Source organism: Erythrobacter sp. Alg231-14 (assembly GCF_900149685.1).
Taxonomy (GTDB): Bacteria; Pseudomonadota; Alphaproteobacteria; order Sphingomonadales; family Sphingomonadaceae; genus Erythrobacter.
This window is the reverse complement of record NZ_LT702999.1, coordinates 1,083,650-1,104,681: the sequence shown is the minus strand read 5'-3', so window position 1 is coordinate 1,104,681 and position 21,032 is coordinate 1,083,650. Positions and strand designations below refer to the sequence as shown.

General features: G+C 55.6%; 25 protein-coding genes and 1 tRNA gene. 13 read left to right on the top strand and 13 right to left on the bottom strand.

Going from position 1 to position 21,032, the window contains the following annotated elements; genetic code table 11:
- The first annotated feature begins 35 nt into the window (after positions 1-35).
- Genes infB through rbfA form a run of 5 tightly spaced genes read left to right on the top strand, consistent with a single transcriptional unit; the run spans position 36 to position 4,151 of the window.
- Entirely contained in the window at positions 36-2,594 is a 2,559-nt protein-coding gene (gene infB / locus BQ8290_RS05175; protein WP_108788215.1) for a translation initiation factor IF-2, read from the top strand.
- The gene (locus BQ8290_RS15105) at positions 2,594-2,752 is read left to right on the top strand and encodes a hypothetical protein (RefSeq protein WP_337661038.1); all 159 of its coding nucleotides are present in this window, start codon (positions 2,594-2,596) and stop codon (positions 2,750-2,752) included. The genes infB and BQ8290_RS15105 overlap by 1 nt, the downstream gene beginning before the upstream one ends.
- Complete coding sequence (locus tag BQ8290_RS05170; RefSeq protein WP_108788213.1) at positions 2,749-3,186, top strand: hotdog fold thioesterase; 438 nt, start codon at positions 2,749-2,751, stop codon at positions 3,184-3,186. Before BQ8290_RS15105 ends, BQ8290_RS05170 begins: the two co-directional genes overlap by 4 nt.
- On the top strand, positions 3,186-3,731 hold the full coding sequence (locus BQ8290_RS05165; RefSeq protein ID WP_108788211.1) for a DUF1697 domain-containing protein: 546 nt from the start codon (positions 3,186-3,188) through the stop codon (positions 3,729-3,731). The genes BQ8290_RS05170 and BQ8290_RS05165 overlap by 1 nt, the downstream gene beginning before the upstream one ends.
- A 3-nt stretch (positions 3,732-3,734) precedes the next feature.
- A complete protein-coding gene (rbfA, locus tag BQ8290_RS05160; RefSeq protein ID WP_108788209.1) occupies positions 3,735-4,151 on the top strand; it encodes a 30S ribosome-binding factor RbfA in 417 nt (138 codons plus the stop codon).
- Positions 4,152-4,154: 3 nt separating this feature from the next.
- On the opposite strand, the gene BQ8290_RS05155 is transcribed toward rbfA, so the two are convergent.
- Both BQ8290_RS05155 and BQ8290_RS05150 read right to left on the bottom strand, forming a co-directional pair.
- Complete coding sequence (locus tag BQ8290_RS05155; RefSeq protein WP_337661037.1) at positions 4,155-4,763, bottom strand: YceI family protein; 609 nt, start codon at positions 4,761-4,763, stop codon at positions 4,155-4,157.
- Between the two features lie 91 nt (positions 4,764-4,854).
- Positions 4,855-6,492, bottom strand: a complete 1,638-nt coding sequence (locus BQ8290_RS05150; protein ID WP_337661036.1) for an AbgT family transporter — start codon at positions 6,490-6,492, stop codon at positions 4,855-4,857.
- Between the two features lie 230 nt (positions 6,493-6,722).
- On the opposite strand from BQ8290_RS05150, the gene BQ8290_RS05145 reads away from it, so the two are divergent.
- Together BQ8290_RS05145 and BQ8290_RS05140 are read left to right on the top strand one after the other, a co-directional pair.
- Positions 6,723-7,298, top strand: coding sequence for a thymidine kinase (locus BQ8290_RS05145; RefSeq protein WP_108788207.1), 576 nt, complete (start codon positions 6,723-6,725; stop codon positions 7,296-7,298).
- Positions 7,291-7,854 (top strand): GNAT family N-acetyltransferase, encoded by a 564-nt coding sequence (locus BQ8290_RS05140; protein WP_108788205.1) that lies wholly within the window; start codon positions 7,291-7,293, stop codon positions 7,852-7,854. The genes BQ8290_RS05145 and BQ8290_RS05140 overlap by 8 nt, the downstream gene beginning before the upstream one ends.
- Before the next feature lie 19 nt (positions 7,855-7,873).
- Here the strand turns inward: BQ8290_RS05140 and glpD are convergent, their stop codons facing one another.
- Positions 7,874-9,382, bottom strand: coding sequence for a glycerol-3-phosphate dehydrogenase (gene glpD / locus BQ8290_RS05135; RefSeq protein ID WP_108788203.1), 1,509 nt, complete (start codon positions 9,380-9,382; stop codon positions 7,874-7,876).
- A gap of 50 nt (positions 9,383-9,432) precedes the next feature.
- Here glpD and truB point away from each other — a divergent pair, with 50 nt between their 5' ends.
- From truB to BQ8290_RS05115, 4 genes are all read left to right on the top strand, one after another.
- The gene (truB, locus tag BQ8290_RS05130; RefSeq protein WP_337661035.1) at positions 9,433-10,389 is read left to right on the top strand and encodes a tRNA pseudouridine(55) synthase TruB; all 957 of its coding nucleotides are present in this window, start codon (positions 9,433-9,435) and stop codon (positions 10,387-10,389) included.
- 12 nt (positions 10,390-10,401) lie between these two features.
- The gene (gene rpsO, locus BQ8290_RS05125) at positions 10,402-10,671 is read left to right on the top strand and encodes a 30S ribosomal protein S15 (protein WP_108788201.1); all 270 of its coding nucleotides are present in this window, start codon (positions 10,402-10,404) and stop codon (positions 10,669-10,671) included.
- Positions 10,672-10,888: 217 nt separating this feature from the next.
- Positions 10,889-13,180, top strand: a complete 2,292-nt coding sequence (gene pnp, locus BQ8290_RS05120; RefSeq protein WP_108788199.1) for a polyribonucleotide nucleotidyltransferase — start codon at positions 10,889-10,891, stop codon at positions 13,178-13,180.
- A 92-nt stretch (positions 13,181-13,272) separates the two neighbouring features.
- On the top strand, positions 13,273-13,959 hold the full coding sequence (locus BQ8290_RS05115) for a spermidine synthase (protein WP_108788197.1): 687 nt from the start codon (positions 13,273-13,275) through the stop codon (positions 13,957-13,959).
- 23 nt (positions 13,960-13,982) lie between these two features.
- Here the strand turns inward: BQ8290_RS05115 and BQ8290_RS05110 are convergent, their stop codons facing one another.
- The 3 genes from BQ8290_RS05110 to BQ8290_RS05100 form a co-directional block, all read right to left on the bottom strand.
- Complete coding sequence (locus BQ8290_RS05110; RefSeq protein WP_337661034.1) at positions 13,983-14,912, bottom strand: DUF481 domain-containing protein; 930 nt, start codon at positions 14,910-14,912, stop codon at positions 13,983-13,985.
- A 2-nt stretch (positions 14,913-14,914) separates the two neighbouring features.
- Positions 14,915-15,442 carry a DUF1993 family protein gene (locus BQ8290_RS05105; RefSeq protein WP_108788195.1) on the bottom strand — a complete coding sequence of 176 codons (528 nt, stop codon included), beginning with the start codon at positions 15,440-15,442 and terminating at the stop codon, positions 14,915-14,917.
- A 91-nt stretch (positions 15,443-15,533) separates the two neighbouring features.
- On the bottom strand, positions 15,534-16,235 hold the full coding sequence (locus tag BQ8290_RS05100; protein WP_108788193.1) for a GcrA family cell cycle regulator: 702 nt from the start codon (positions 16,233-16,235) through the stop codon (positions 15,534-15,536).
- Positions 16,236-16,354: 119 nt separating this feature from the next.
- On the opposite strand from BQ8290_RS05100, the gene BQ8290_RS05095 reads away from it, so the two are divergent.
- Positions 16,355-17,224 (top strand): ABC transporter permease, encoded by an 870-nt coding sequence (locus BQ8290_RS05095; protein ID WP_108791940.1) that lies wholly within the window; start codon positions 16,355-16,357, stop codon positions 17,222-17,224.
- Here the strand turns inward: BQ8290_RS05095 and BQ8290_RS05090 are convergent.
- Both BQ8290_RS05090 and hspQ read right to left on the bottom strand, forming a co-directional pair.
- Positions 17,221-17,823 (bottom strand): hypothetical protein, encoded by a 603-nt coding sequence (locus BQ8290_RS05090; RefSeq protein ID WP_108788191.1) that lies wholly within the window; start codon positions 17,821-17,823, stop codon positions 17,221-17,223. The two genes, BQ8290_RS05095 and BQ8290_RS05090, sit on opposite strands and share 4 nt — an antisense overlap.
- A gap of 34 nt (positions 17,824-17,857) precedes the next feature.
- Positions 17,858-18,238, bottom strand: coding sequence for a heat shock protein HspQ (gene hspQ, locus BQ8290_RS05085; protein WP_108788189.1), 381 nt, complete (start codon positions 18,236-18,238; stop codon positions 17,858-17,860).
- A 210-nt stretch (positions 18,239-18,448) separates the two neighbouring features.
- On the opposite strand from hspQ, the gene BQ8290_RS05080 reads away from it, so the two are divergent.
- A tRNA-Ser gene (locus tag BQ8290_RS05080) sits at positions 18,449-18,539 on the top strand.
- A 98-nt stretch (positions 18,540-18,637) separates the two neighbouring features.
- Here BQ8290_RS05080 and BQ8290_RS15100 read toward each other — a convergent pair.
- The 5 genes from BQ8290_RS15100 to BQ8290_RS05055 form a co-directional block, all read right to left on the bottom strand.
- Positions 18,638-18,781, bottom strand: coding sequence for a SulP family inorganic anion transporter (locus tag BQ8290_RS15100; RefSeq protein ID WP_337661488.1), 144 nt, complete (start codon positions 18,779-18,781; stop codon positions 18,638-18,640).
- Between the two features lie 115 nt (positions 18,782-18,896).
- Positions 18,897-19,307 carry a DUF6691 family protein gene (locus tag BQ8290_RS05070; RefSeq protein WP_108788187.1) on the bottom strand — a complete coding sequence of 137 codons (411 nt, stop codon included), beginning with the start codon at positions 19,305-19,307 and terminating at the stop codon, positions 18,897-18,899.
- Complete coding sequence (locus BQ8290_RS05065; RefSeq protein WP_337661033.1) at positions 19,307-19,753, bottom strand: YeeE/YedE family protein; 447 nt, start codon at positions 19,751-19,753, stop codon at positions 19,307-19,309. The genes BQ8290_RS05070 and BQ8290_RS05065 overlap by 1 nt, the downstream gene beginning before the upstream one ends.
- The gene (locus tag BQ8290_RS05060) at positions 19,750-20,619 is read right to left on the bottom strand and encodes an MBL fold metallo-hydrolase (RefSeq protein ID WP_337661032.1); all 870 of its coding nucleotides are present in this window, start codon (positions 20,617-20,619) and stop codon (positions 19,750-19,752) included. Before BQ8290_RS05060 ends, BQ8290_RS05065 begins: the two co-directional genes overlap by 4 nt.
- Positions 20,616-20,945 carry a metalloregulator ArsR/SmtB family transcription factor gene (locus tag BQ8290_RS05055; protein ID WP_108791932.1) on the bottom strand — a complete coding sequence of 110 codons (330 nt, stop codon included), beginning with the start codon at positions 20,943-20,945 and terminating at the stop codon, positions 20,616-20,618. The genes BQ8290_RS05060 and BQ8290_RS05055 overlap by 4 nt, the downstream gene beginning before the upstream one ends.
- Between the last annotated feature and the right edge of the window lie 87 nt (positions 20,946-21,032).

The following is a 21,032-nucleotide window of genomic DNA, read 5'->3' as shown; positions in this document are numbered from 1 at the left end:
GCCACCGAAGAATTTTGAAGGACTAACGAGCTAGAATGAGCGACGAACCAGAAAAACGCACCCGTAAACCGTTGGGCCTTAAGCGACCGGTTGATGCGGGCGAGGTCAAGCAGACCTTTAGCCACGGCCGCACCAATAAGGTTGCGGTTGAGGTGAAGCGCCGCCGTAAGCTCTTGAAACCGGGCGAAACACCGGCGCCAGAAGCCGCGCCGGAACCAACCCCTGCGCCAGCGCCGGAACCCGCGCCGGAACCGGCACCGGTCGCGAAAAAGCCTGAGCCGAAACCAGCGGCCAAAGCGCCGGCTGGTGAAACACCCCAAGAACGCGTCGCTCGCTTACAACGCGAAGCTGAAGAAGCGCGCCTGAAAATGGCGGAAGAAGCGCGCAAGCGTGACGATGAGAAAGCCAAACAGGCTGCGATAAACGAAAAGCAACGCGCGGAAGAAAACCGCAAAGCGGAAGAAGAGGCCACTAAACGCGCAGCAGAGGAAGCCGAAGCGGCAGCCAAAGCAGAAGCCGAAGCAGAGGTTGCGGCGCAAGAACCCGCGGTTGAGGAAGAACCAGCGGCGAAGGGCACACCCACGCCAGCGGCACGTAAGTTTACACCAGTGGCGCGTCCAGAGCCGAAGCGGCCAGAGAAGAAAAAGAAAAAGGAAGACAAGGGCGGACAATCGCAAGACGGCGGCAAAGACAAACGCCGCTCTGGCAAGCTGACCGTTACAAAAGCTCTCAACGAAGACGAAGGCCGCCGCGCACGCAGTCTCGCCGCGCTTAAACGCGCGCGTGAAAAAGAGCGTCGTATGCAAGGTGGCGGATCATCCAAGCCGCGTGAAAAACAAGTGCGCGACGTTATCGTCCCCGAAGCGATCACCGTGGGTGAACTCGCCAAACGGATGGGCGAGAAGGGCGCTGATCTCGTCAAAGAACTGTTCAACCTTGATATGATGGTCACCGTCAATCAAACGATTGACCAAGACACCGCTGAATTGCTGGTTGAACAGTTTGGCCACAATATTGAGAAGGTTTCCGAGGCCGACGTTGACATCCAAACCGAAGAGGATGTTGATCCGGCAGAAACATTGAAAGAGCGCCCACCGGTCGTAACGATAATGGGCCACGTCGATCACGGTAAGACGTCGCTGTTGGATGCTCTGCGCGGTGCGAATGTAACCAAAGGCGAAGCCGGCGGCATCACGCAGCATATCGGCAGCTATCAGATCACGGCGAAGAACAAGCAAAAGATCACGTTCCTCGACACGCCGGGCCACGCGGCCTTTTCCGAAATGCGTCAACGTGGCGCCAATGTTACGGATATCGTCGTTCTTGTGGTGGCCGCCGATGACGGCATCATGCCACAAACGATTGAGGCGATTAATCACACGAAAGCCGCTGGCGTTCCGATGATCGTTGCGATCAATAAGATGGATAAACCAGAGGCCAATCCGGACAACATCCGCAGCAGATTGCTGGAACACGAAGTCATCGTCGAAGCGATGTCAGGCGAAGTGCAGGATGTCGAAGTGTCCGCAACCAAGGGTACTGGACTTGATGAGTTGATCGAGGCGATCACACTTCAAGCTGAATTGCTCGAGTTGAAGGCGCGCCCAGATCGGGATGCAGACGCTACCGTAATCGAAGCACAATTGGACAAAGGGCGCGGCCCAGTCGCGACCGTTTTGGTCACACGTGGCACGCTTAAACGTGGCGACACCTTTGTGGTTGGTACGAAGAGCGGTCGCGTCCGCGCTATCGTCAACGATGCCGGTAAACAGATCAAAGAAGCGGGCCCATCTATGCCGGTTGAGGTCCTTGGCCTTGGCGGCGTGCCGGCAGCTGGTGATCAACTAACTGTCGTTGAAGATGAGCAGCGCGCCCGTGAAGTTGCCGCTTATCGTCAAGAGAAAGCGACCGAACAGCGCACCGCTCTGGCCCCGACCAGTTTCGATACGATGTTCAACAATATGGCATCAAATGTCATCGAATGGCCAGTTTTGGTCAAAGCGGACGTGCAAGGATCGGTTCAAGCGATCGTCACTGCGCTCCACAACATCTCAACCGACGATATCAAGGTCCGCGTGCTTCACGCTGGCGTTGGTGCGATCACTGAAAGCGATGTGACTTTGGCAGCGGCTTCGAACGCACCAATCATTGGCTTTAATGTCCGCCCGAATGCAAAGGCGCGCGACTTGGTTAAGCGCGATGGTGTTCGGATGATGTATTACGATGTGATCTATCATCTGACCGAAGAAGTCGCGAAGGAAATGGCCGGTGAGCTTGGCCCAGAACGGATCGAAACCGTTGTTGGCCGCGCCGAAGTCAAAGAAGTCTTCAAATCGGGCAAACGCGACAAGGCCGCTGGTCTTCTCGTGGTGGACGGCGTTATCCGCAAAGGGCTTTTCGCGCGTCTTACCCGCGAAGATGTCATCGTATCGGCGACGACAATCGCTTCGCTGCGTCGGTTTAAGGACGACGTGGACGAAGTCCGCTCCGGCCTCGAATGCGGCGTGGTGCTCGAAGACACGAACGACATCAAGCCGGGCGACCAGCTGGAAGTCTTCGAAGTTGAAGAGCGAGAGCGGACATTGGAGTATTGATGGTCGACCCTATGATCATGATCGCGGCCGCGATCCAGCTTATCCTTATTGCGTTTGGCATTTGGGGCGTCCTTTCGCATGTTAAGGAACAGCGCAAGCAAACCGCGATTATGGCGCAGATATCGGCTTCGCTTGCAAAGCTTGCGGATGGCGAGTGAGAAACCATCCCCACCATCCTGATGACGCGAACAGCTCACCGCACACGTCATTGCTCGGTTCAGAATTCGCCGAGTTTGATGAGACGACTCAGACAGCAACGATGCGTTTCACGGTAAAGCGTGAGATGACCACTTGGCGCGGAGGCGTGCAGGGCGGCTTGGTTGCCGGATATCTCGATGATGTCATGGGCTATGCTTATGTTGCGGCGACCGACGGGGAAATGGCGCCGCTTAACCTGGAAATTTCGATGAGCCTTATTCGTTTGATCCCAGAAGGGCCGCTGATCGGAAAAGGGCGTGTGGTGAAATCCGGTCGCAAAGTCATTTTCCTCGAAGGCGAATTGTATTCTGAAGAAGGTAAATTGATGGCGCGGGCCAGTTCCACCGCTTTGCCAACACCGCGCCCATCGGCGACCGACACCGGTATGGTGTGATGTCGCGTTATTTGGCGCTGCTCGGCAGCATCAACATCGGCGGCAATCGGGTGAAAATGGTCGATCTAAAAGCCGCCTTTGCAGACGCTGGCTTTGGTGACGTCACCACCGTCGCGGCCAGCGGCAATGTGATCCTAGACGACGACCGCGATTCAACGACCATCGAAGTGCAAATGGAAAGCGTTTTGAAGCAGCAATTCGGCTTTGACAGCTGTGTCATGCTGCGCAGCCGCGATGAAGTGCGCGCGGCCATTGAAGAAAATCCATTCCATGGGACCGGGCCTCAGCACGGCTCGGATAAGATGGTTCATTCCATTTTTCTCAGCCAACAACCCGAACAAACTCGGGTCGATGCACTAATCCAACAACATGCGACTAAGGGTAGTGAGCGGCTCGCTATTGGGGATCGCGTATTGTATCTCGACTACGTCCACGGCGTGGGTGTTTCGGACCTATCGAACAAATTCTTGCGCCGTGCATTGGGATGCACCGGGACCGCACGTAATATGAACAGCCTCAAAAACATATTGTCGAAGATGGAATAGACCATGGCTAAGCGTCAGGATCACACCGCAGAACAGCAATCCGTCCGCGTCCTTAAAGTGGGGGAGCGGGTTCGCCATATCCTGTCTGAATTGTTGGCACGGCAAGAAGTGCATGATGACGTGGTTAGCGCATCGAATATCGCCGTTACGGAAGTGCGTCTGACCCCCGATCTGCGGAATGCGACCGCCTATGTGAAACCGTTGCTGGACGCGGAAGAAGACGCGGTCGTCAATGCTTTGCGGCAAAACACGGCGTTCTTGCAACGCGAGGTCGCCAAACGGTTGGGATTGAAATTCGCGCCAAAACTCAAGTTTCGCAAGGATGAGAGTTTTGCCGAAGCGGACCGGATCGAAGAGTTGTTGCGTGATCCTAAAGTGTCGCGCGATCTGGATTATGACCCGAACGACGAAGGCGCCTGATTTTTAACGCGGAACCATCCGCGCATTCAGCCGGATTTTGACCTTGTTGCCAACGATCAATTGGTAACTGCGCATACCGTATTCGCGGCGATCAATCTCCATTTGACCGGCAAAATTGACCGATTGGCCCCGTGAGGTGGTCGGATCGGTTGTGAAGGTCACATCGAGCGTCTCGGTGCGAGTTACGCCCCTTGCCGTCAATTCGCCCGTTACCGTACCACGGGTTGCCGATGAAAGGTCAAGCGACCGCCCAACGAACCGGATGTCCGGATACCGCTCCACCCAAAAGAACCGTTCACCACGAAGCCGTTCAAGCGTTGTTTCATCTGGCGCTTCGAGTGCGGTGGCATCAAAGGTGACATCGATCACCGCGCGTTCCGGCGCACCGGGCACGATCGTGACATTGCCTTCCATGCGGGGAAAGCTCGCCGTTTTGCTCGACAAGCCGAAGAAGGGCACGCGCGCGGTGACGTTGCTGTTGCTGGCATCGAGCCGATAGTTGAGCGCGTCTGAGTCCGATTGGGCGCCCAATCCGACCGGAATAGTAAGCGCGAACAGCGCAAAGATCGCGAGCGTGACAGATCGCGTAGGGGCACGAAGGAAATGCATCATGCCAAGAGTTCGATCGAAGAGCGCGATTGGTTGCATGGCACCCGATTAAAACACGCGCAGTTTACCGCAGCTGTATCGCTCGCCACCCAGTCTATCCGCCTGCGCCTGCGACCGGCAGCAGATATTCCGCCGGAGCATCAGGACCGAGAGGGATGCCAAGAGCAAACCATGCCACGATCAACACAACGCCGGAAATCAACAACCACACAGAATATGGAAGCATGATTGCGGTCAGACTTCCCAGTCCGAAATTGGGTTGCCAACGTTGTGCAAAGATCAAGATGAGCGGGAAATACACCATCAATGGGGTGATGATGTTGGTCGCGCTGTCTCCGACACGATAGGCGGCCGTTGCGCCCTCAGGGCTAATGCCGAGCAACATGAGCATGGGTACGAGGATCGGTGCGAGCAGCGCCCATTTCGCGCTGGCAGAGCCTACGAACAGGTTTAGCAACGCAGCGAACAACACCATTAGGCCAATGACCAAAGGCAATGGCAATCCGGTCGATTCAATTGCCGCGGCGCCATGCACCGCCGAGATTAGACCGAGGTTTGACCAGCTGAACATGGCCACGAAATGCGCTGCGGCAAAAGCGAGCACGAGATAATAGCCCATGTCCTTCATAGATTCGGCCATCATATTGACCAGATCACGGTGATCCTTGATTGATCCTGTCGCGCGGCCATAGGCCCAACCGGCAAACAAGAAGAGCAGGAAGAACGCCGCCACCAGCGATTGATAAAGCGGGCGGAGCTGGCTGTGGATCGAACAATCGCCTGCCGCCGCGCCATCACACGCTGCTTCGTTCACCAACGGTGTACCCGGTGCAAACACCATCGCCACCCAAAGGCCAACAACAAACAAAGCGGCCAATCCCGCATGGCGCAGGCCCTTTGATGTCAAAGCAGCATCACCCTCAGTTGGATCGGGATTGTCCGCATCCATCCCCGCCGAAGCACCGCCGGTCCAAGCGCCGAGCCGCGGTTCAATCACGCGGTCCGTCACATACCAAATGATCGGCAAATACAGGACCGTCATCGCCGTTATGAAATACCAGTTGCCGGCTAGGTTCGCAGTCCAAGATGGGTCAAGCGCGCTCGCCGCAACCGCTTCTTCGGTAATGCCAAACAATAAGGCATCCAATTGTCCCGGTGAAATATTCGCCGAGAAACCGCCCGAAACACCGGCAAAAGCAGCAGCAATACCCGCGAGAGGGTGCCGACCAGCCGCCGCGAACAATATGCCTGCGAGAGGGATCAAAACAACGTAACCCGCATCAGCCGCGTGATTGCCGAGCATGGCGACCAAAGCCACAACCGGCGTCAATAAAGCGGTCGGTGCGCCTTTCACCGCGCTTGCCATTCCGGCGGCAAAGAAGCCTGACCGTTCGGCCACACCAGCGCCCAACATCACGACAAGGACATACCCGAGAGGGTGGAAGTGAGTGAACGTCTTGGGCATTTCGACCCAAAGACGTTGAATGTTGTCTGCGGCCAATAGGCTCACGGCATCAATCTGCAACGGCGCGCCGGTTGCTTCATCAATACTTGTCGGGTGAAGGGCAGACACACCGGATAGCGCGGCGATGACCGAAATGGCGATCAACGCGATGATCAGATAGAAAAACAGGAAGACCGGATCGGGCAATTTATTCCCGCTGCGTTCAATCCAACCCAGAAACCCGGTCATGCCTTCGGGTTTCGGTGTGTCTGATGCGGCCGATGCCATAATGTCGTCCCTGTTCGTTGTCTTTGGTTTTGTGTGTTCGGTATCTGGCTAGCATTGCGGATCGCGGCTGTCACAGGGATTAATCATTCGCCGGTTCATTCGCGGGTTCATACGTTGGTCACGCGATTGGTTCGGACCGGTGTGACCTTGTGCCAATCGATCGGTCTCATCAACAGGGTGCGCATCCAGCACCCTTTCATTTCCATCGCACGGCGGCTTAATATCGCGGAATGGCCAAGCTTTATTTTTATTATTCCAGCATGAATGCGGGAAAATCATCGTCTCTGTTGCAGGCGGATTTCAACTATCGTGAACGCGGGATGGCGACCATGCTTTGGACGGCGGAGCTGGATACGCGCAGCGAAGGCATGGTTCGAAGCCGAATTGGCTTGGATGCGCGCGCGCACCTTTATCGCCCAGAGACACAGATTTTGGACGATATCCGCGCCGCGCATGCCGTAACGCCGCTCGACTGCGTGTTGATCGACGAGGCCCAGTTTTTGACTGAGGCACAGGTTTGGCAAGTCGCGGCTGTCGCCGATGAAATCGGGATCCCGGTTCTATGCTACGGCCTGCGCACCGATTTTCAGGGGGCGTTGTTCCCCGGGTCGGCAGCATTGTTGGGCATCGCGGATGCGTTGGTTGAATTGAAGGCGGTCTGCCATTGTGGACGCAAAGCGACGATGAACCTGCGTGTTGGCGAAGATGGCAAAGCGATCAAAGAAGGGGAGCAGACCGAGATTGGCGGCAATGATCGCTATTTGGCGTTGTGCCGCAAACATTTCAGTGCGGCCCTGAATGGTTGATCCCGCCAAGGAATTGCCACCAGCCGACCTTTTGGTCCGGTTGGAGGCAGGCTCCGTCTTTCTAGAACCGTTTGAGGACGAACATGTGCCGCATTTGCGCAAAGCATGCGCGGCCGATCCCGATATCTGGCAAATCTATCCGCTCAATTTCGCAGAAGCCGGATTTGACGCATCGTTGGCTATAATGCGCGCATCGCCCGATTTCGTGATGTTTGCGGTAATCGATGCGAATAGCGGCGATCTTGTCGGCATGACCAGTTTTATCCGGCCAACAATGTTCGCGGTTGTTGAAATCGGCGGTACCTATATCCACCCCAAGGTTCGGGGCGGGGCGTTCAATCGCACCATGAAGAAATTGATGATCGAACACGCATTCGACTGTGGCTTTGTGAAAGTCGAATTTCGCGTGGACACCCGCAACAAACGGTCGATGGCCGCCGTTCTAAAATTGGGTGCAAAAAGCGAAGGCGTGCTGCGCCAGAATATGGTCACTTGGACTGGATATCGCCGCGACACCGCCGCCTTTGGATTGTTGAAAGAGGAATGGACCGGGTAGGGGCAGACATTCACTCCAGTCACTCTTCCAAGAGATGCGACCAATCTGTTTTGTCAAACCAATCGCGCACCGATTCTTGTTCGGCGTCAGAAAGGTGGAGATAGAATTTGGACCGTCGCAGCAACACGTCGTCCGCACTGCGCGCGAATTCTGACCGGATCAGATATTCCAATTCGGCTTCGTAAAGATTGCCGCCAAAATGTTTACCCAATTGATCGGTGGCCTTTGCTCCGCCCAATATATGAGGCACGCCGGTGCCATAGGCGCGGAACAACCGGCCAATGCCATCGGCAGGAAACCAGTCATAACGCTTCTGCAATTCAGAGAGGCGTTTTTCCGCGTCGATGACAGGAAAATCACCGCCGGGAAGGGCGGTGTCCGCAGTCCAAGAATCGCCACCGAAGCCCAGTTCTTTGAGCGCGTGTTCGGCCAGCTTGCGATATGTGGTCAATTTCCCGCCAAAGATTGAAAGCAATTTCGGGCCGGAACCGTCATCCGATTGCTCCACTTCGAATTGGTAATCGCGGGTGACGGTTGAATTGGACGCCGCGTTGTTTTCGTAGAGGGGCCGAACCCCTGCATAAGATGCGACCGCCTGATCCGGGGAAACACTGGTGCGCAAATATTCGTTCGCCGCGTCGCAAATATAGGCTGCTTCTTCCGGACTGATGTCGATCCCGGACGGATCGCCTGTAAACAATTGATCGGTGGTTCCGACCAGAGTGAAATTGCCCTCATAGGGAATGGCAAAGATAATTCGGTCGTCGCGGTTTTGGAAAATGTAGCAATGATCCCCTTCGAACAGGCGTGGGAAAATCAGATGGCTGCCTTTCACCAGACGCAGGTTCTGATGCGCCTCTTCGGGCAATGCTCGACCCAAAACGGTGTCCACCCATGGGCCGGCGGCGTTGACTACATTCTTTGCGAAGATTGATTTTGTTTCGCCGGTTTCATCGCGAAGTTGCGCAACCCATGCATCGGCGCGACGTTCCAATCCGGTGCATTCCGTACGGGTGCGGATATCGGCGCCGCGCGCTTTTGCATCCATACAGTTAAGCACCACAAGCCGCGAATCTTCGACCCAGCAATCGGAATATTCAAAACCGCGTGTCAGGCGATCCTGAAGAAAATCACCATGCGGCGCGTTGCGCAGATTCACGTTCCGCGTGGCGGGGAGCAATTTGCGCCCACCAAGATTGTCGTAAAGGAACAATCCCAATCGCAGCATCCATTTGGGACGCAGGCCCTTATCATGGGGGAGAACAAACCGAAGCGGCCAAATGATATGCGGCGCAATCGCAAGCAATCGCTCCCGCTCGATCAGGCTTTCGCGGACCAAACGAAATTCAAAATGTTCTAGATATCGCAGGCCACCGTGTACCAGCTTTGTCGATGAACTGGACGTGTGACCGGCCAGATCGTCTTTCTCAACGAGACACACTTTGAGGCCGCGGCCTGCTGCATCGCGCGCAATCCCGGCGCCGTTAATACCGCCGCCAATAACCAGGAGATCAAATTCGTTTTCCATATTAAGAGAGACGATTGGCGATTTGTCGGGCGTTTGGCTAGAGGGCGACCATGTCTGATGTGAAAAAACCCAGTTCCGATGAACGCATGGCTAAGAAGCCTGGTCCAAATGGCTGGATCATTTTGGATAAGCCGCGCACTCTTGGCTCAACTCAGGCGGTTGGGGCGGTAAAGCGCAACCTGCGCGAAGGCGGCTATGCGAAGACGAAAGTCGGCCATGGTGGTACTCTGGACCCGCTGGCTGAGGGGGTTTTGCCCATTGCATTGGGTGAGGCCACGAAGCTGGCCGGGCGGATGCTTGATGCCAGCAAGATATACGAATTCACGGTGCGGTTTGGCGAGGAAACCGACACTTTGGACACGCAAGGCGCGGTGACTGACACGAGCGATGTGCGTCCCGAACTCGACCAGATCCTTGCTATTTTGCCGCAGTTCACTGGCCCCATTGATCAGGTGCCACCGGCATATTCTGCACTAAAAGTTGATGGCAAACGCGCATACGATTTGGCCCGCGCCGGGGAGGTGGTGGAGTTAAAGACGCGCGCCGTCACAATCCACGCTTTGGCGGTTGTCGGAGGAGTGCAAGAGGCGGATGAAATCACGCTGAGAGCGCATGTCTCAAAAGGAACCTATATCCGCAGTCTTGCGCGCGATATCGCCAGAGCCCTTGGGACGTGCGGGCATGTCATTTATTTGCGACGGACAAAAGCGGGACCATTCTTACAATCGGATGCGATTTCGCTGGACAAATTGAACGAAGTGTCTAGTGGCGCGCCATTGAAAGACCTACTCCTGCCGTTAGAGGCGGGGCTGGACGACATCCCGGCCCTCAACCTCAATCAGACAGACGCGCAGGCGGTTCGAGAGGGCCGGGTCCTGTCTGAATTGCCCCAACCATCCGGGCTTTACTGTGCGATGCTGGACAATGCTCCCGTAGCGCTGGTGGAAATATCGGATGGCGCGACGAAAATCGTGCGGGGCTTTAACCTACCCGATGTCGCTGAGTAGAAAGAAAATACAATGTCGATTTCACCCGAACAAAAAGCCGAAATCATCAAAGACAACTCCCGTGCCGATGGCGACACGGGCAGCCCCGAGGTCCAAGTTGCGATCCTGACACAGCGTATCCGCAACCTCACCGACCACTTTAAGGGCAACCACAAAGACAATCATTCGCGTCGCGGCCTTCTTATGATGGTCAACAAGCGCCGCAAGCTGCTCTCCTACCTCAAGAGTAAGGATGTTGAGCGGTACAATGCATTGATCCAAAAACTGGGTCTGCGTAAGTAAGAGTTTCGGGAAAGGCGGCTCCAACGGGTCGCCTTTTTCGCATTAGGGGAGCGTTCGCAAAGGCGGCGCTCTTTTGGTAAGAGAGGCGCGCATCGCAATTCGGCGATGCTTGTCTTTGGGGCACAGTTTAAAGCCCCAAACCGGACCGGGACGGCATCCCCGGACAAAGTAGGCCCCGTGCACGCAATGTGGCGGCGCGGGTTCAAAAGGAAAATCAATGTTCGACACGAAAACCGTATCGCTGGAGTGGGGCGGGAAAACCCTCACTCTGGAAACAGGCCGTATTGCCCGTCAGGCAGACGGCGCCGTTTTGGCAACCTATGGCGAAACAGTGGTGCTATGCGCAGTCACCGCCGCCAAATCCGTGCGCGAAGGGCAGGACTTCTTCCCGCTCACCGTTCACTACCAAGAAAAATTCTCATCGGCTGGCCGGATCCCGGGCGGCTTCTTTAAGCGCGAAGGCCGTGCGACCGAAAAAGAAACGCTGACATCGCGTTTGATTGACCGTCCATGTCGCCCGCTCTTCCCTGAAGGTTTCTACAACGAAATCAACGTGATTTGTCAGGTCCTCTCTTATGATGGCGAGACGGAACCGGATATCGTTGCGATGATCGCAGCATCCGCAGCGCTGACCATCAGTGGTCTGCCATTTATGGGCCCAATCGGTGCCGCACGCGTCGGCTTCAACAATGAAGGCGAATACGTTCTCAACCCAACAATCACCGACGCGCTCGGTGATGAAGGGAACCTCGATCTCGTCGTTGCCGCCACGCAAGACGCGGTGATGATGGTTGAATCCGAAGCCAAAGAATTGACCGAAGAGCAAATGCTCGGCGCGGTCATGTTTGCGCATGACGAAAGCCGCAAGGTTATCGGTGCGATCATCGATCTGGCTGAACAAGCGGCGAAAGAGCCTTGGGAAATCCCAGCGGCCGCCGACAATTCGGCAATGAAAGACAAGCTCAAAGGCTTGATCGGCGATGATATCGCTGCTGCATACAAAATGACCGACAAATCGGCGCGTTCAGACGCGTTGAACGCTGCACGCGCGAAAGCAAAAGAAGCGTTTGCAGACGAAGACGGTCAAACGCAGATGACGGCCGGAAAAGTCGTCAAGAAGTTGGAATCGGAGATTGTTCGCGGTGCTATCCTTAAGGATGGTCAGCGCATCGACGGTCGTAAGACCGACGAAGTTCGTCCGATCGAAGCAATGGTCGGATTGCTTCCACGCACGCACGGTTCGGCATTGTTCACACGCGGTGAAACGCAGGCGATCTGCACCACCACATTGGGCACGAAAGACGCTGAACAAATGATCGATGGGCTTGAAGGCCTGTCATACAACAACTTCATGCTGCACTATAACTTCCCACCCTATTCGGTTGGCGAAGTGGGTCGCTTTGGCTTCACCAGCCGCCGCGAAACCGGGCATGGCAAGCTTGCATACCGCGCGTTGCACCCTGTGCTTCCGACGGTTGAAGACTTCCCATACACGATCCGTGTTTTGTCAGACATCACCGAATCGAACGGTTCGTCTTCGATGGCGACCGTCTGCGGTGGCTCATTGTCGATGATGGATGCTGGTGTTCCGTTGAAACGTCCGGTTTCGGGCATTGCGATGGGCCTTATCCTTGAAGGTGAAGATTTCACCGTTCTGTCGGATATCTTGGGTGATGAAGATCACTTGGGCGACATGGACTTTAAGGTGGCCGGTTCCGAAGAAGGCATCACCAGCCTTCAAATGGACATCAAGGTCGCCGGCATCACGCAGGAAATCATGACTCAGGCGCTTGAGCAGGCGAAAGCCGGCCGCGCGCACATCCTTGGCAAAATGACTGAAGCTCTTGGCGCATCGCGCGGCGAAGTGTCCAAGCATGCTCCACGTATCGAAACGATGCAGATCGACAAATCGAAGATCCGCGACATCATCGGTACAGGCGGCAAGGTTATCCGTGAAATCGTTGCGGAAACCGGCGCGAAAGTCGACATTGACGACGAAGGCACGATCAAGATCAGCTCTTCAAATGCCGATGAAATCGAAGCCGCGAAAAAGTGGATCGAAGGCATCGTAGAAGAAGCCGAAGTCGGCAAAATCTACAACGGCAAAGTCGTGAACATCGTCGATTTCGGCGCATTCGTGAACTTCATGGGTGGCAAAGACGGTCTCGTCCACGTTTCCGAAATGAAGAACGAGCGCGTTGAGAAAGTCACCGACGTCGTTTCCGAAGGTCAAGAAGTGAAGGTCAAGGTTCTCGAAATCGACAACCGCGGCAAAGTTCGTTTGTCGATGCGCGTCGTTGATCAAGAAACCGGCGAAGAGCTGGAAGACACACGTCCACCACGCGAAAACAAACCGCGTGGTGATCGTGGCGACCGTCGTGGCCCACGTGGCGGCGGCCGTGGTCGTGGCGGTGACCGTGGTGGTCGCGGCGGCGATAAAGGCGGCGACAATGGCGGTTCCGGCAATGACGGTGGTCCAGCCGGTCTGCCAGACTTCCTGAAGGACTAATCTCCTTTAACCAGACGAAAAAAGGCCGCTCGGAGAATTCCGGGCGGCCTTTTTTGTTTCTATTGCGCCCAGAGTGGCGCTAGGCGCTCATCATGCTCAAACGCGAACTTCTCGACACCGTCACAATCCAAGATGGCGAAACGCTTGAACTGTATTCCCATGGTCGCGATTTTATGATCGTTCTGGGGTACAATGAGTTGATGAGTACGCGCATGCGTTTCTCTGAGGAGCAATTGGCGGAATTGACGCTCGATCGTTTGGACGTGGAAAACCCGCGCATTCTGATTGGTGGGTACGGCATGGGCTTCACCCTTCGCGCAGCGCTGGCTCGGCTCAACGAGAAAAGCGAAGCGGTTGTGGCCGAAATTTCGGAAAAGATCGTGGAATGGGCAGAGGGGCCAATGGCACAACTGACCGGGGACACGCTTTCTGATCCCAGGCTGGATCTCAAGATTTGCGATGTCGCCGCTTTGATTGACGATGCGAATGACGGAACATGCGAAAAATTCGATGCCATTCTGCTCGACGTTGATAATGGCCCAGATGGAATGGTGCGAGCGGACAACAACCGGATCTATTCTCGCACCGGTATGGGTAAGGCGCGCGATGCGTTGAAACCGGGTGGCATTGTATCGGTATGGTCTGCCGCGCCCGACCCCGGCTTTCGCCGCCGGATGAAAGAATCCGGTCTGGATGTGGAAGAGCGCAATGTGAGGTCACGGCCTAACAACAAAGGCGCGCATCACGTCATCTGGTTTGGCCGGAAGGTTCGAGCCTAACCCGCCACCGTTCCGGCAGAAGATTAGAAATCGTAGATGATGGTGATCCGGCTCAACGTGTCGGTTTTCAAAGCGCCAATCGGCGGGTTTGTGTCGTGCTCCACAGTGTAGGACAACCGAACAGACACATCGCTTGAGATGCCAGCCTGAAGCCCTGTCGCAGAGACAAGGGTGCTGCTGCCCGATTGCACAAACGCGCTCGCATCCTGAGTGAAGGCGATGTTTTCCGCTATTTGCCAATCGAAATCGAGGCTGGCGTTGCCTGCAATGTCACTGGAGCTTGTGCCATCGGCGAATTCGGTACGACGATAGGCTGGACCAGCCTGAGCCGACAGGGACATATTGTCGTCGTCGATGACTTGGTATCCCAAACCACCAGATACCGAATAGCGGCCCGAAAACCCTTGGAATCGATCCCGTTCGTACAAAGCGGCCGCAAAGGCATAGAGCCGGTCATTGATGAGCAAATTTGCCTCATATCCGGCGAGAAACTGCTCGCTGGTCGTGACGCCATTGTTGCGTTGATAATCTGCGCGAGCCCGCAGTTTGTGCCGCCAATTGATGCCTTCGCGAGTCAGGCCCAATGCCGCGGTGACCCCGGTGTTTTCCGCGTTACCCGTGGAATTGAACGCACCCAATTCGCCGCTGCCACTCCAATTGTCGAACAGGCCAGCATTGCGAATTTCTGCCTCTTGCGCGGCGGCTGCGCTGGCGGCGTTGGCCGCAAGTTGCGTTTCATACGCAGCCAGAATTGTGTCCAGCTCTGCTCCATCGTCGGGATTGGTATCCCGCGCCAATCCAATGACCGCCCGCACCGTGTCGTCGTTTCCATCGGCGATCGCTGCGTCAATCAATGCGCGCACAGGAGCGGGCAATTCGGCGTGAGCCGCGCTGGGCATGGTGGCCAACAATGTCGCCGCGATCCCGGCGGCAAAAGTCTTGGAATTGTGCAAAATTAGCTCCCGATAATGCGCGGCGCAAAAAGGTAATCGCGTTTGACCAGAGGTAGGCCCTTCATCCGCAAGATGTCGTAAAAGGTTGTAGCGTGGAAATAGTAGTTCGGCTGAGAGAAGCTGAGCAGGAAATTCGCAACCGTGAATTCCATCAATCTCTTGCCACCCAGAACGAAAAACATGCGGTCGTCGGCAATTTTCTCAAGGTTATCCGCGCTCGCATTGTTCAAAGCGGCCAAAGCATCGTCAATCATGGCGCGCATCGCGTCCCAATCCTTGGGCAGGTCGGTGAAATCGGGGCTGAACTCACCCGTGGGCGCAAGGTCCAAAGCCGATTTGGAGTGCACCCAAACGGACCGAACATGGAAGGGAAGGGGCCACATATCATCGGCCAATTTCGCCTCAAAAAATTCGCTCGGATCGATGTTGTGCTCTGCGGCATAAGCTTCGGTTTTATCAACTTGAGCGCGAACACCGCTCAAAATTTGGATGCAGCTTGGTACGAATGCTTCGTGAAGTGAAAGAGCCATGTGGTTTACTCCCTATGATAAAAAGCCCGGCGACCTGCCGTTGAAAGCAGAGGCGCCGGGCTAGAATAATGACCGAAATGAACGAAGGTTCTTATCGAACGCGTGGGCCACCAAACGGCAAAGGTGGAGGCGGTCTGCGGGCACCGCGCGGCAATTGTGCCTGATAGGCCCGGCCACAATGTTCGACGCAATACGGGAAGCCCGGGTTCACCGGAGTTCCGCAGAAATGAAAGTCAGGCTCGCCAGGGTGGCCCATGGGCCAGCGACACACTTTGTCGGACAAATCGAGCAGACTTGTCTTATCCGCAATCTCCGGGCTGGGTTTGGCCGGGACTAGTCGGCGCGGCGGCGCAGGCGGGATTGGCGCTTGTTGATCGCCGGGACCTTGGCGAAGGAAACCGCCGGGGCCGACGGAAACAATCTTAGGCAAGCCCTGTGAAGGGTTCGGCATAGGTTGAGAATTGTTGCCACCATTGGCACCGCCGGCTGGCTTTGCCGCGGCGGGCGCTGCTTTGTCCGATGTTTTTGCAGCCGCCTTGGGTGCGGGTTTGGCTGCTGCTGGTGCCGCCGCTTTCTTAGTCGCTGCGGGCGCCTTTGTGGCCGCTTTCTTCGCGGCCTTCTTCTTTTCGTTGGCCTTGACCGGCGAAGGGCGCGATTTCAGGCCAAGCCTGTGCGCTTTACCGATCACCGCATTGCGGCTCACTCCGCCAAGTTCTTCGGCGATCTGGCTCGCGGTTGAACCGCCTTCCCACATTTTCTTGAGCGTTCCAATGCGCTCGTCAGTCCAGCTCATACCTAATCATTCTCCGTATGGTCGAGGAACCCGACCCACTGTTGCGTGCTACCCAGATAGGCAGCTTGTCACATGATGCCAGAGGCCCTACTCGCCAAATTATGGCAGACGAGCTTTCAATGAACCCCGAAACAGAACCCAAACCCACCGTTTCACCGGCAACAGGGTCCACAAAATTCAGCCCGCGCGGCGTCCCGGTCATCACCGGGGTAAACCGCATCGGGCTGTTCGCACTCTATATGAAGGAAGTGCGGCGTTTTCTCAAGGTCCAGACGCAGACGATTTGGGCTCCTGCGGTCACAACCGTCCTGTTTTTGATCATTTTCACCGTCGCATTGGGGCGGGGCGGTCGAGAAGTGTTGGGTGTGCCCTTTGCTAGCTTTGTCGCACCGGGCCTTATCGTGATGGGCATGATGCAAAACGCCTTTGCCAATTCATCGTTCTCATTGTTGTCGGGAAAGATCCAAGGAACCATCATCGATTTGCTGATGCCGCCGCTTTCTCCTGGCGAATTGATGGGCGGCATTGTGGCTGCCGCGGTGACGCGGGCAATTGCCGTTGGTGGCACCGTGGCTTTGGCGATGGTCTTGTGGCCCGGCGTTTCATTGGCGGTAGAACACCTTTGGGCGGTGGTTTGGTTTGGTCTAATGGGGGCGGTCTTGTTGGCTCTGCTTGGACTTGCAACATCGATTTGGGCGGAGAAATTCGATCACAACGCGGCGATCTCAAACTTTGTTATTGCTCCGCTGTCGCTGCTTTCGGGTACGTTTTATGTGATCGATAATCTTTCGCCTGCATTTCAAGCAGTGAGCCGGACCAATCCGTTTTTCTACGCAATCTCTGGGTTCAGATACGGCTTCCTGGGTGAAAGCGATATCGGCACCCACGATCAGGTCGTGATGGCGGCCGTGGGCCTTGCGGCGCTCAACGCAGTCATTGCGCTTGCAGTGTATTTCGTGCTGCGTTCAGGTTGGAAATTGAAGAGCTAGTCTTTCTGGCTGAGTTCCAAAACCGCGCCGTACGCGTCGCGCACATGGTCCACCCGTCCTAGCGTGAATTTCTTCGATTGCCTTCCGGCGAAATTGACCACGGGGGTTGTCAGCGAAAGCTCAATCGATCCAGTTCCATCGCCGCCCTCGTGACGAACAATATCGCCAATCCTGCTGGCAGGCACCGAATTGACCGTGAGGTCGCGGCCCATGCTCAGCCGAATGACCCGTTGATCGGTTACTCCGAACAAAATGCGGCCGCGTTGCAGCAATGGCACGAACGGCGTTGCCAGCATGGCGAGGCCGATCACGATGAAGGGGGTGCCGAACAAGGGGAATGCCCAATCAAGCGGGCTTGCATCGCCCATTGATGAGGTGCCCCAGACTGCAAGACTGGTCCATAGCAATGCAAAGGCGGTCCAAGGAATGGCGAACAGATAAATCGCGAAGCCTTTCGGTTCGACCCGCGCCAATTTCATACCACGCCACATGATGGTTTCGCCGCTGCGCAGTTCGCTTTCTAGGGCAAGGTCCAGCCTTTGGCGCACGGTCCCGTGTTGTGTTGGGCCGTGACTGTATCGGGCTTCGCTAGACATCATCTATCCCCTAAGGCGATCTGAACAGCGTGTGCAATTAGTGGGTTAGGGATCGCCGCATGCGATACCGGCCGTCTTTAAATTGTTCGAACAATTGCGACACAGTGGGGTGATCCACAGGCCCACCATCCACATCAGAAAGCAGATTGCCTTGGCTCACATAGGCAACGTAGCTCGATTCCTCATTCTCGGCGAGCAAATGGTAAAACGGTTGATCGCGCGGCGGACGGATTTCTTCGGGAATGGATTCGTACCATTCTTCGCTGTTCGCGAAGACGGGGTCGATATCGAAAACGACGCCGCGAAAATCGAAATGCCGGTGGCGAACCACATCGCCGATACCAAATCGGCTTCGGGTTTGGCGCGGCGCATTGATTGTGCGACCCGCTTGGCTAGAAAAGAATTGCGAGCGTTCCATGGTGGGAAATATGGACCTTCGTGTCTGCAAAACAAGCAGTTTGAGCGAGGCATCCTTCAGATATGCCCGCATTTCGGCGCGTTATAGCCGTCCGCGCCATGAAAACCGGTGCAACGGGGCTTGGCAAGGGGGATGGCCTGCGCTAACGGGCGCGCTCCTATTGAGACGCAATCAAGCAGCAATGCAACGATTCAGCGCCATAGGAAATGCGGAGAGGTGCCGGAGTGGTCGAACGGGGCAGTCTCGAAAACTGTTGAGCTCTTATAGGGTTCCGAGGGTTCGAATCCCTCCCTCTCCGCCACTAACCGCCCTAAATGCGGGGTATTCTGATCGATTTGAGTGCGGTTGTCCTAAAGGGTGTGCCGATAGGTTGCGGGTAGCGATGTTTAACCGTCTTGCTCAAGGGCGGTTGCCAAAGATTGCATAAAGCACGAGCGGCAAGATTGAGGTGTACTGACCAATTACGGGCGGAAGACCCGCACGCAATGCATAGGCAAGGCATTGCGGAATCAACATGATTGTAACGATCAACGTAGCCATCAAATCATCGGCCAAGATTGCCCGACTATAGGTCCGTGCCCAAGCAAGGATTGGAAAGAAACGGCCCAATCCGATGAGTTTCTCGTGGATTGGGTGTCGGATGTGTTTTCCATTTCCTTCACCTGCTGAAGGATCGATGTGCAACCATTCCCAAGAGCATACTTGCGACAAAGATACCCGCAGACATCGGATCAATCACAATCGCAGCAATAGCAGGGCCTGGGCACAATCCAGCAAGTCCCCAGCCAATGCCGAATAGCACCGCTCCGCCGATAAGCTTGCGATCAATGCGCTGAGTGTCTGGCAGTTTAAACTCTCCGGCAAAGACCGGTTTGGCAAGGCGGCGTTGGATGGTCCAAGCAATCGCCATCACCAAAACTGCTCCACCCATCACAAAGGCGAGCGTGGGGTCCCAAGTCCCAAATACATCAAGAAAACCACGCACACGCGAAGGGTCCATCATCCCAGAAATGGCAAGGCCCCCGCCAAACAAAGTGCCTGAGGCAAGAGCAGTAATAAGTTCGCGCATCACCAACTCCAACCGAATGCGTTGGAGAGCGCAACCGTTGCGATTCCGCTCGCGATGAAGGTTGCTGTGGAGATCAGTGAGCGCGGCGAAAGGCGCGACATGCCGCAGACCCCGTGGCCGCTGGTGCAACCGCTGCCCAACCGCGTCCCGAAGCCGACTATCAATCCGCCAACAATGAGTATCCATGTCGATGGAGGAAAACGCGCCTCAACGGGGGCGATGAATATGTGCACCACGACCGCGCCCAACAGCAGCCCCCCAACAAACAGCCAGGCGGCAGGAAGGCGCGCGCCCGATTTGCTCAATAACATGGCTCTTGCAGCAATGCCGCTTATCCCGGCGATCCTGCCCGAACCAAGCAACATGATTGCTGCAGCAAGTCCGATCAGCAATCCACCGACGAAGCCTTCGACTGGCATGGCGCCCGGGAAACCTGCCAGCGTCACAGGGTATCTACCGGCACTTTGAGATAGCGAATCCCATTTGGCTCGGCAGGTGGGAACTCACCAGCCCGCATATTCACTTGGACCGAAGGAATCATCAACTTAGGCGCTGATAGCTTGCCATCGCGCGCGTTGCGCATCGCAACGAACTCGCTCTCGCTAACCCCCTCACGGACATGAACATTGTCGCATCTTTGCTGGCCAACCGAGGATTGCCAGCAAAACTCGCTACGTTCTGGCGGCAGATAGTCGTGATTGAGAAATACCCGGGTGGCCTCAGGTAGCGCGAATATACGCTGTATTGAGTGATAAAGCGCGCTGGCATCGCCTCCGGGAAAATCGCAGCGCGCTGTGCCGTAGTCAGGCATGAAAAGCGTATCGCCAACGAACGCCGCGTCGCCGATGACATGCGTCATGCAGGCTGGTGTATGACCGGGCGTGTGCAGAGCACGAGCTTCAAGTTCGCCGATGCGGTAGGTTTCATCATCGGCAAAAAGGTGGTCAAATTGTGATCCATCATAGCGAAAACTGGTTTCAGCGCCGAACAGCTTGCCAAACACTGTCTGCACTTCTGAAATGTGTTCGCCTGTCGCTATTTTGCCCCCGAGTTCAGCCTTTAGATATTGTGCGGCTGAGATGTGATCGGCATGAATATGCGTGTCGATGATCCAAGCGACTTTGAGCGAGCAGGATTGGACATGTTCGATCAGTTTGTTTGCGGCAACCGTCGAGGTGCGACCCGATGCTGCATCAAAGTCGAGCAACGGATCAAAGATCGCGCACTGGCTAGTTTTTGGGTCAGCGGCGATATGACTGATATTGTTCGTGGTCTCATCGAAGAACGAGGTGACGATAGGTTTGGCCATCATGCACATTCCTCGACCGATTTTTTAGAAGCGACATTGCTGTTGGCGTCATCGCCGCAAAAACGTTCATAGAGAAACCCCATGATCGCGACGGCATCCTCATTGTCGATCCGGTAATAGATCGTTTGTCCATCTCGGCGAGAAGCAATGATCCCTTCGCGCCGGAGAATGGCCAGCTGCTGAGACATCGCGGGTGGCTTCATACCTACTGCCTCCGCCAATACTCCAGCAGCCATTTCGCCTTGCGCAAGATGACAGAGCGCCATCAGCCGATCGCGATGTGATAGCAACTTAAGCAGGCCGCTGACATGAGAGGCTGTTTGTTCCATTTCCATTAATTGCATATATGCGCAAATATGCAATTAATGGATTTTAGTCAAGCATCTTGATTCTCTGGAGGCTGCTTTCACCCCCAC

Excerpts from the sequence above, each read along its gene's own strand:
- BQ8290_RS05095 (WP_108791940.1), top strand. The coding sequence starts at position 16,355 with ATGAACCCCGAAACAGAACCCAAACCCACCGTTTCACCGGCAACAGGG.
- rbfA (WP_108788209.1), top strand. The coding sequence starts at position 3,735 with ATGGCTAAGCGTCAGGATCACACCGCAGAACAGCAATCCGTCCGCGTC.
- BQ8290_RS05145 (WP_108788207.1), top strand. The coding sequence starts at position 6,723 with ATGGCCAAGCTTTATTTTTATTATTCCAGCATGAATGCGGGAAAATCA.
- BQ8290_RS05115 (WP_108788197.1), top strand. The coding sequence starts at position 13,273 with ATGCTCAAACGCGAACTTCTCGACACCGTCACAATCCAAGATGGCGAA.
- BQ8290_RS15105 (WP_337661038.1), top strand. The coding sequence starts at position 2,594 with ATGGTCGACCCTATGATCATGATCGCGGCCGCGATCCAGCTTATCCTT.
- BQ8290_RS05155 (WP_337661037.1), bottom strand. The coding sequence starts at position 4,763 with ATGATGCATTTCCTTCGTGCCCCTACGCGATCTGTCACGCTCGCGATC.
- BQ8290_RS05105 (WP_108788195.1), bottom strand. The coding sequence starts at position 15,442 with ATGGCTCTTTCACTTCACGAAGCATTCGTACCAAGCTGCATCCAAATT.
- rpsO (WP_108788201.1), top strand. The coding sequence starts at position 10,402 with ATGTCGATTTCACCCGAACAAAAAGCCGAAATCATCAAAGACAACTCC.
- glpD (WP_108788203.1), bottom strand. The coding sequence starts at position 9,382 with ATGGAAAACGAATTTGATCTCCTGGTTATTGGCGGCGGTATTAACGGC.
- truB (WP_337661035.1), top strand. The coding sequence starts at position 9,433 with ATGTCTGATGTGAAAAAACCCAGTTCCGATGAACGCATGGCTAAGAAG.
- BQ8290_RS05055 (WP_108791932.1), bottom strand. The coding sequence starts at position 20,945 with ATGGAACAAACAGCCTCTCATGTCAGCGGCCTGCTTAAGTTGCTATCA.
- BQ8290_RS05090 (WP_108788191.1), bottom strand. The coding sequence starts at position 17,823 with ATGATGTCTAGCGAAGCCCGATACAGTCACGGCCCAACACAACACGGG.
- infB (WP_108788215.1), top strand. The coding sequence starts at position 36 with ATGAGCGACGAACCAGAAAAACGCACCCGTAAACCGTTGGGCCTTAAG.
- BQ8290_RS05150 (WP_337661036.1), bottom strand. The coding sequence starts at position 6,492 with ATGGCATCGGCCGCATCAGACACACCGAAACCCGAAGGCATGACCGGG.
- BQ8290_RS05100 (WP_108788193.1), bottom strand. The coding sequence starts at position 16,235 with ATGAGCTGGACTGACGAGCGCATTGGAACGCTCAAGAAAATGTGGGAA.
- BQ8290_RS05060 (WP_337661032.1), bottom strand. The coding sequence starts at position 20,619 with ATGATGGCCAAACCTATCGTCACCTCGTTCTTCGATGAGACCACGAAC.
- BQ8290_RS05165 (WP_108788211.1), top strand. The coding sequence starts at position 3,186 with ATGTCGCGTTATTTGGCGCTGCTCGGCAGCATCAACATCGGCGGCAAT.
- pnp (WP_108788199.1), top strand. The coding sequence starts at position 10,889 with ATGTTCGACACGAAAACCGTATCGCTGGAGTGGGGCGGGAAAACCCTC.
- BQ8290_RS05140 (WP_108788205.1), top strand. The coding sequence starts at position 7,291 with ATGGTTGATCCCGCCAAGGAATTGCCACCAGCCGACCTTTTGGTCCGG.
- hspQ (WP_108788189.1), bottom strand. The coding sequence starts at position 18,238 with ATGGAACGCTCGCAATTCTTTTCTAGCCAAGCGGGTCGCACAATCAAT.
- BQ8290_RS05070 (WP_108788187.1), bottom strand. The coding sequence starts at position 19,307 with ATGCGCGAACTTATTACTGCTCTTGCCTCAGGCACTTTGTTTGGCGGG.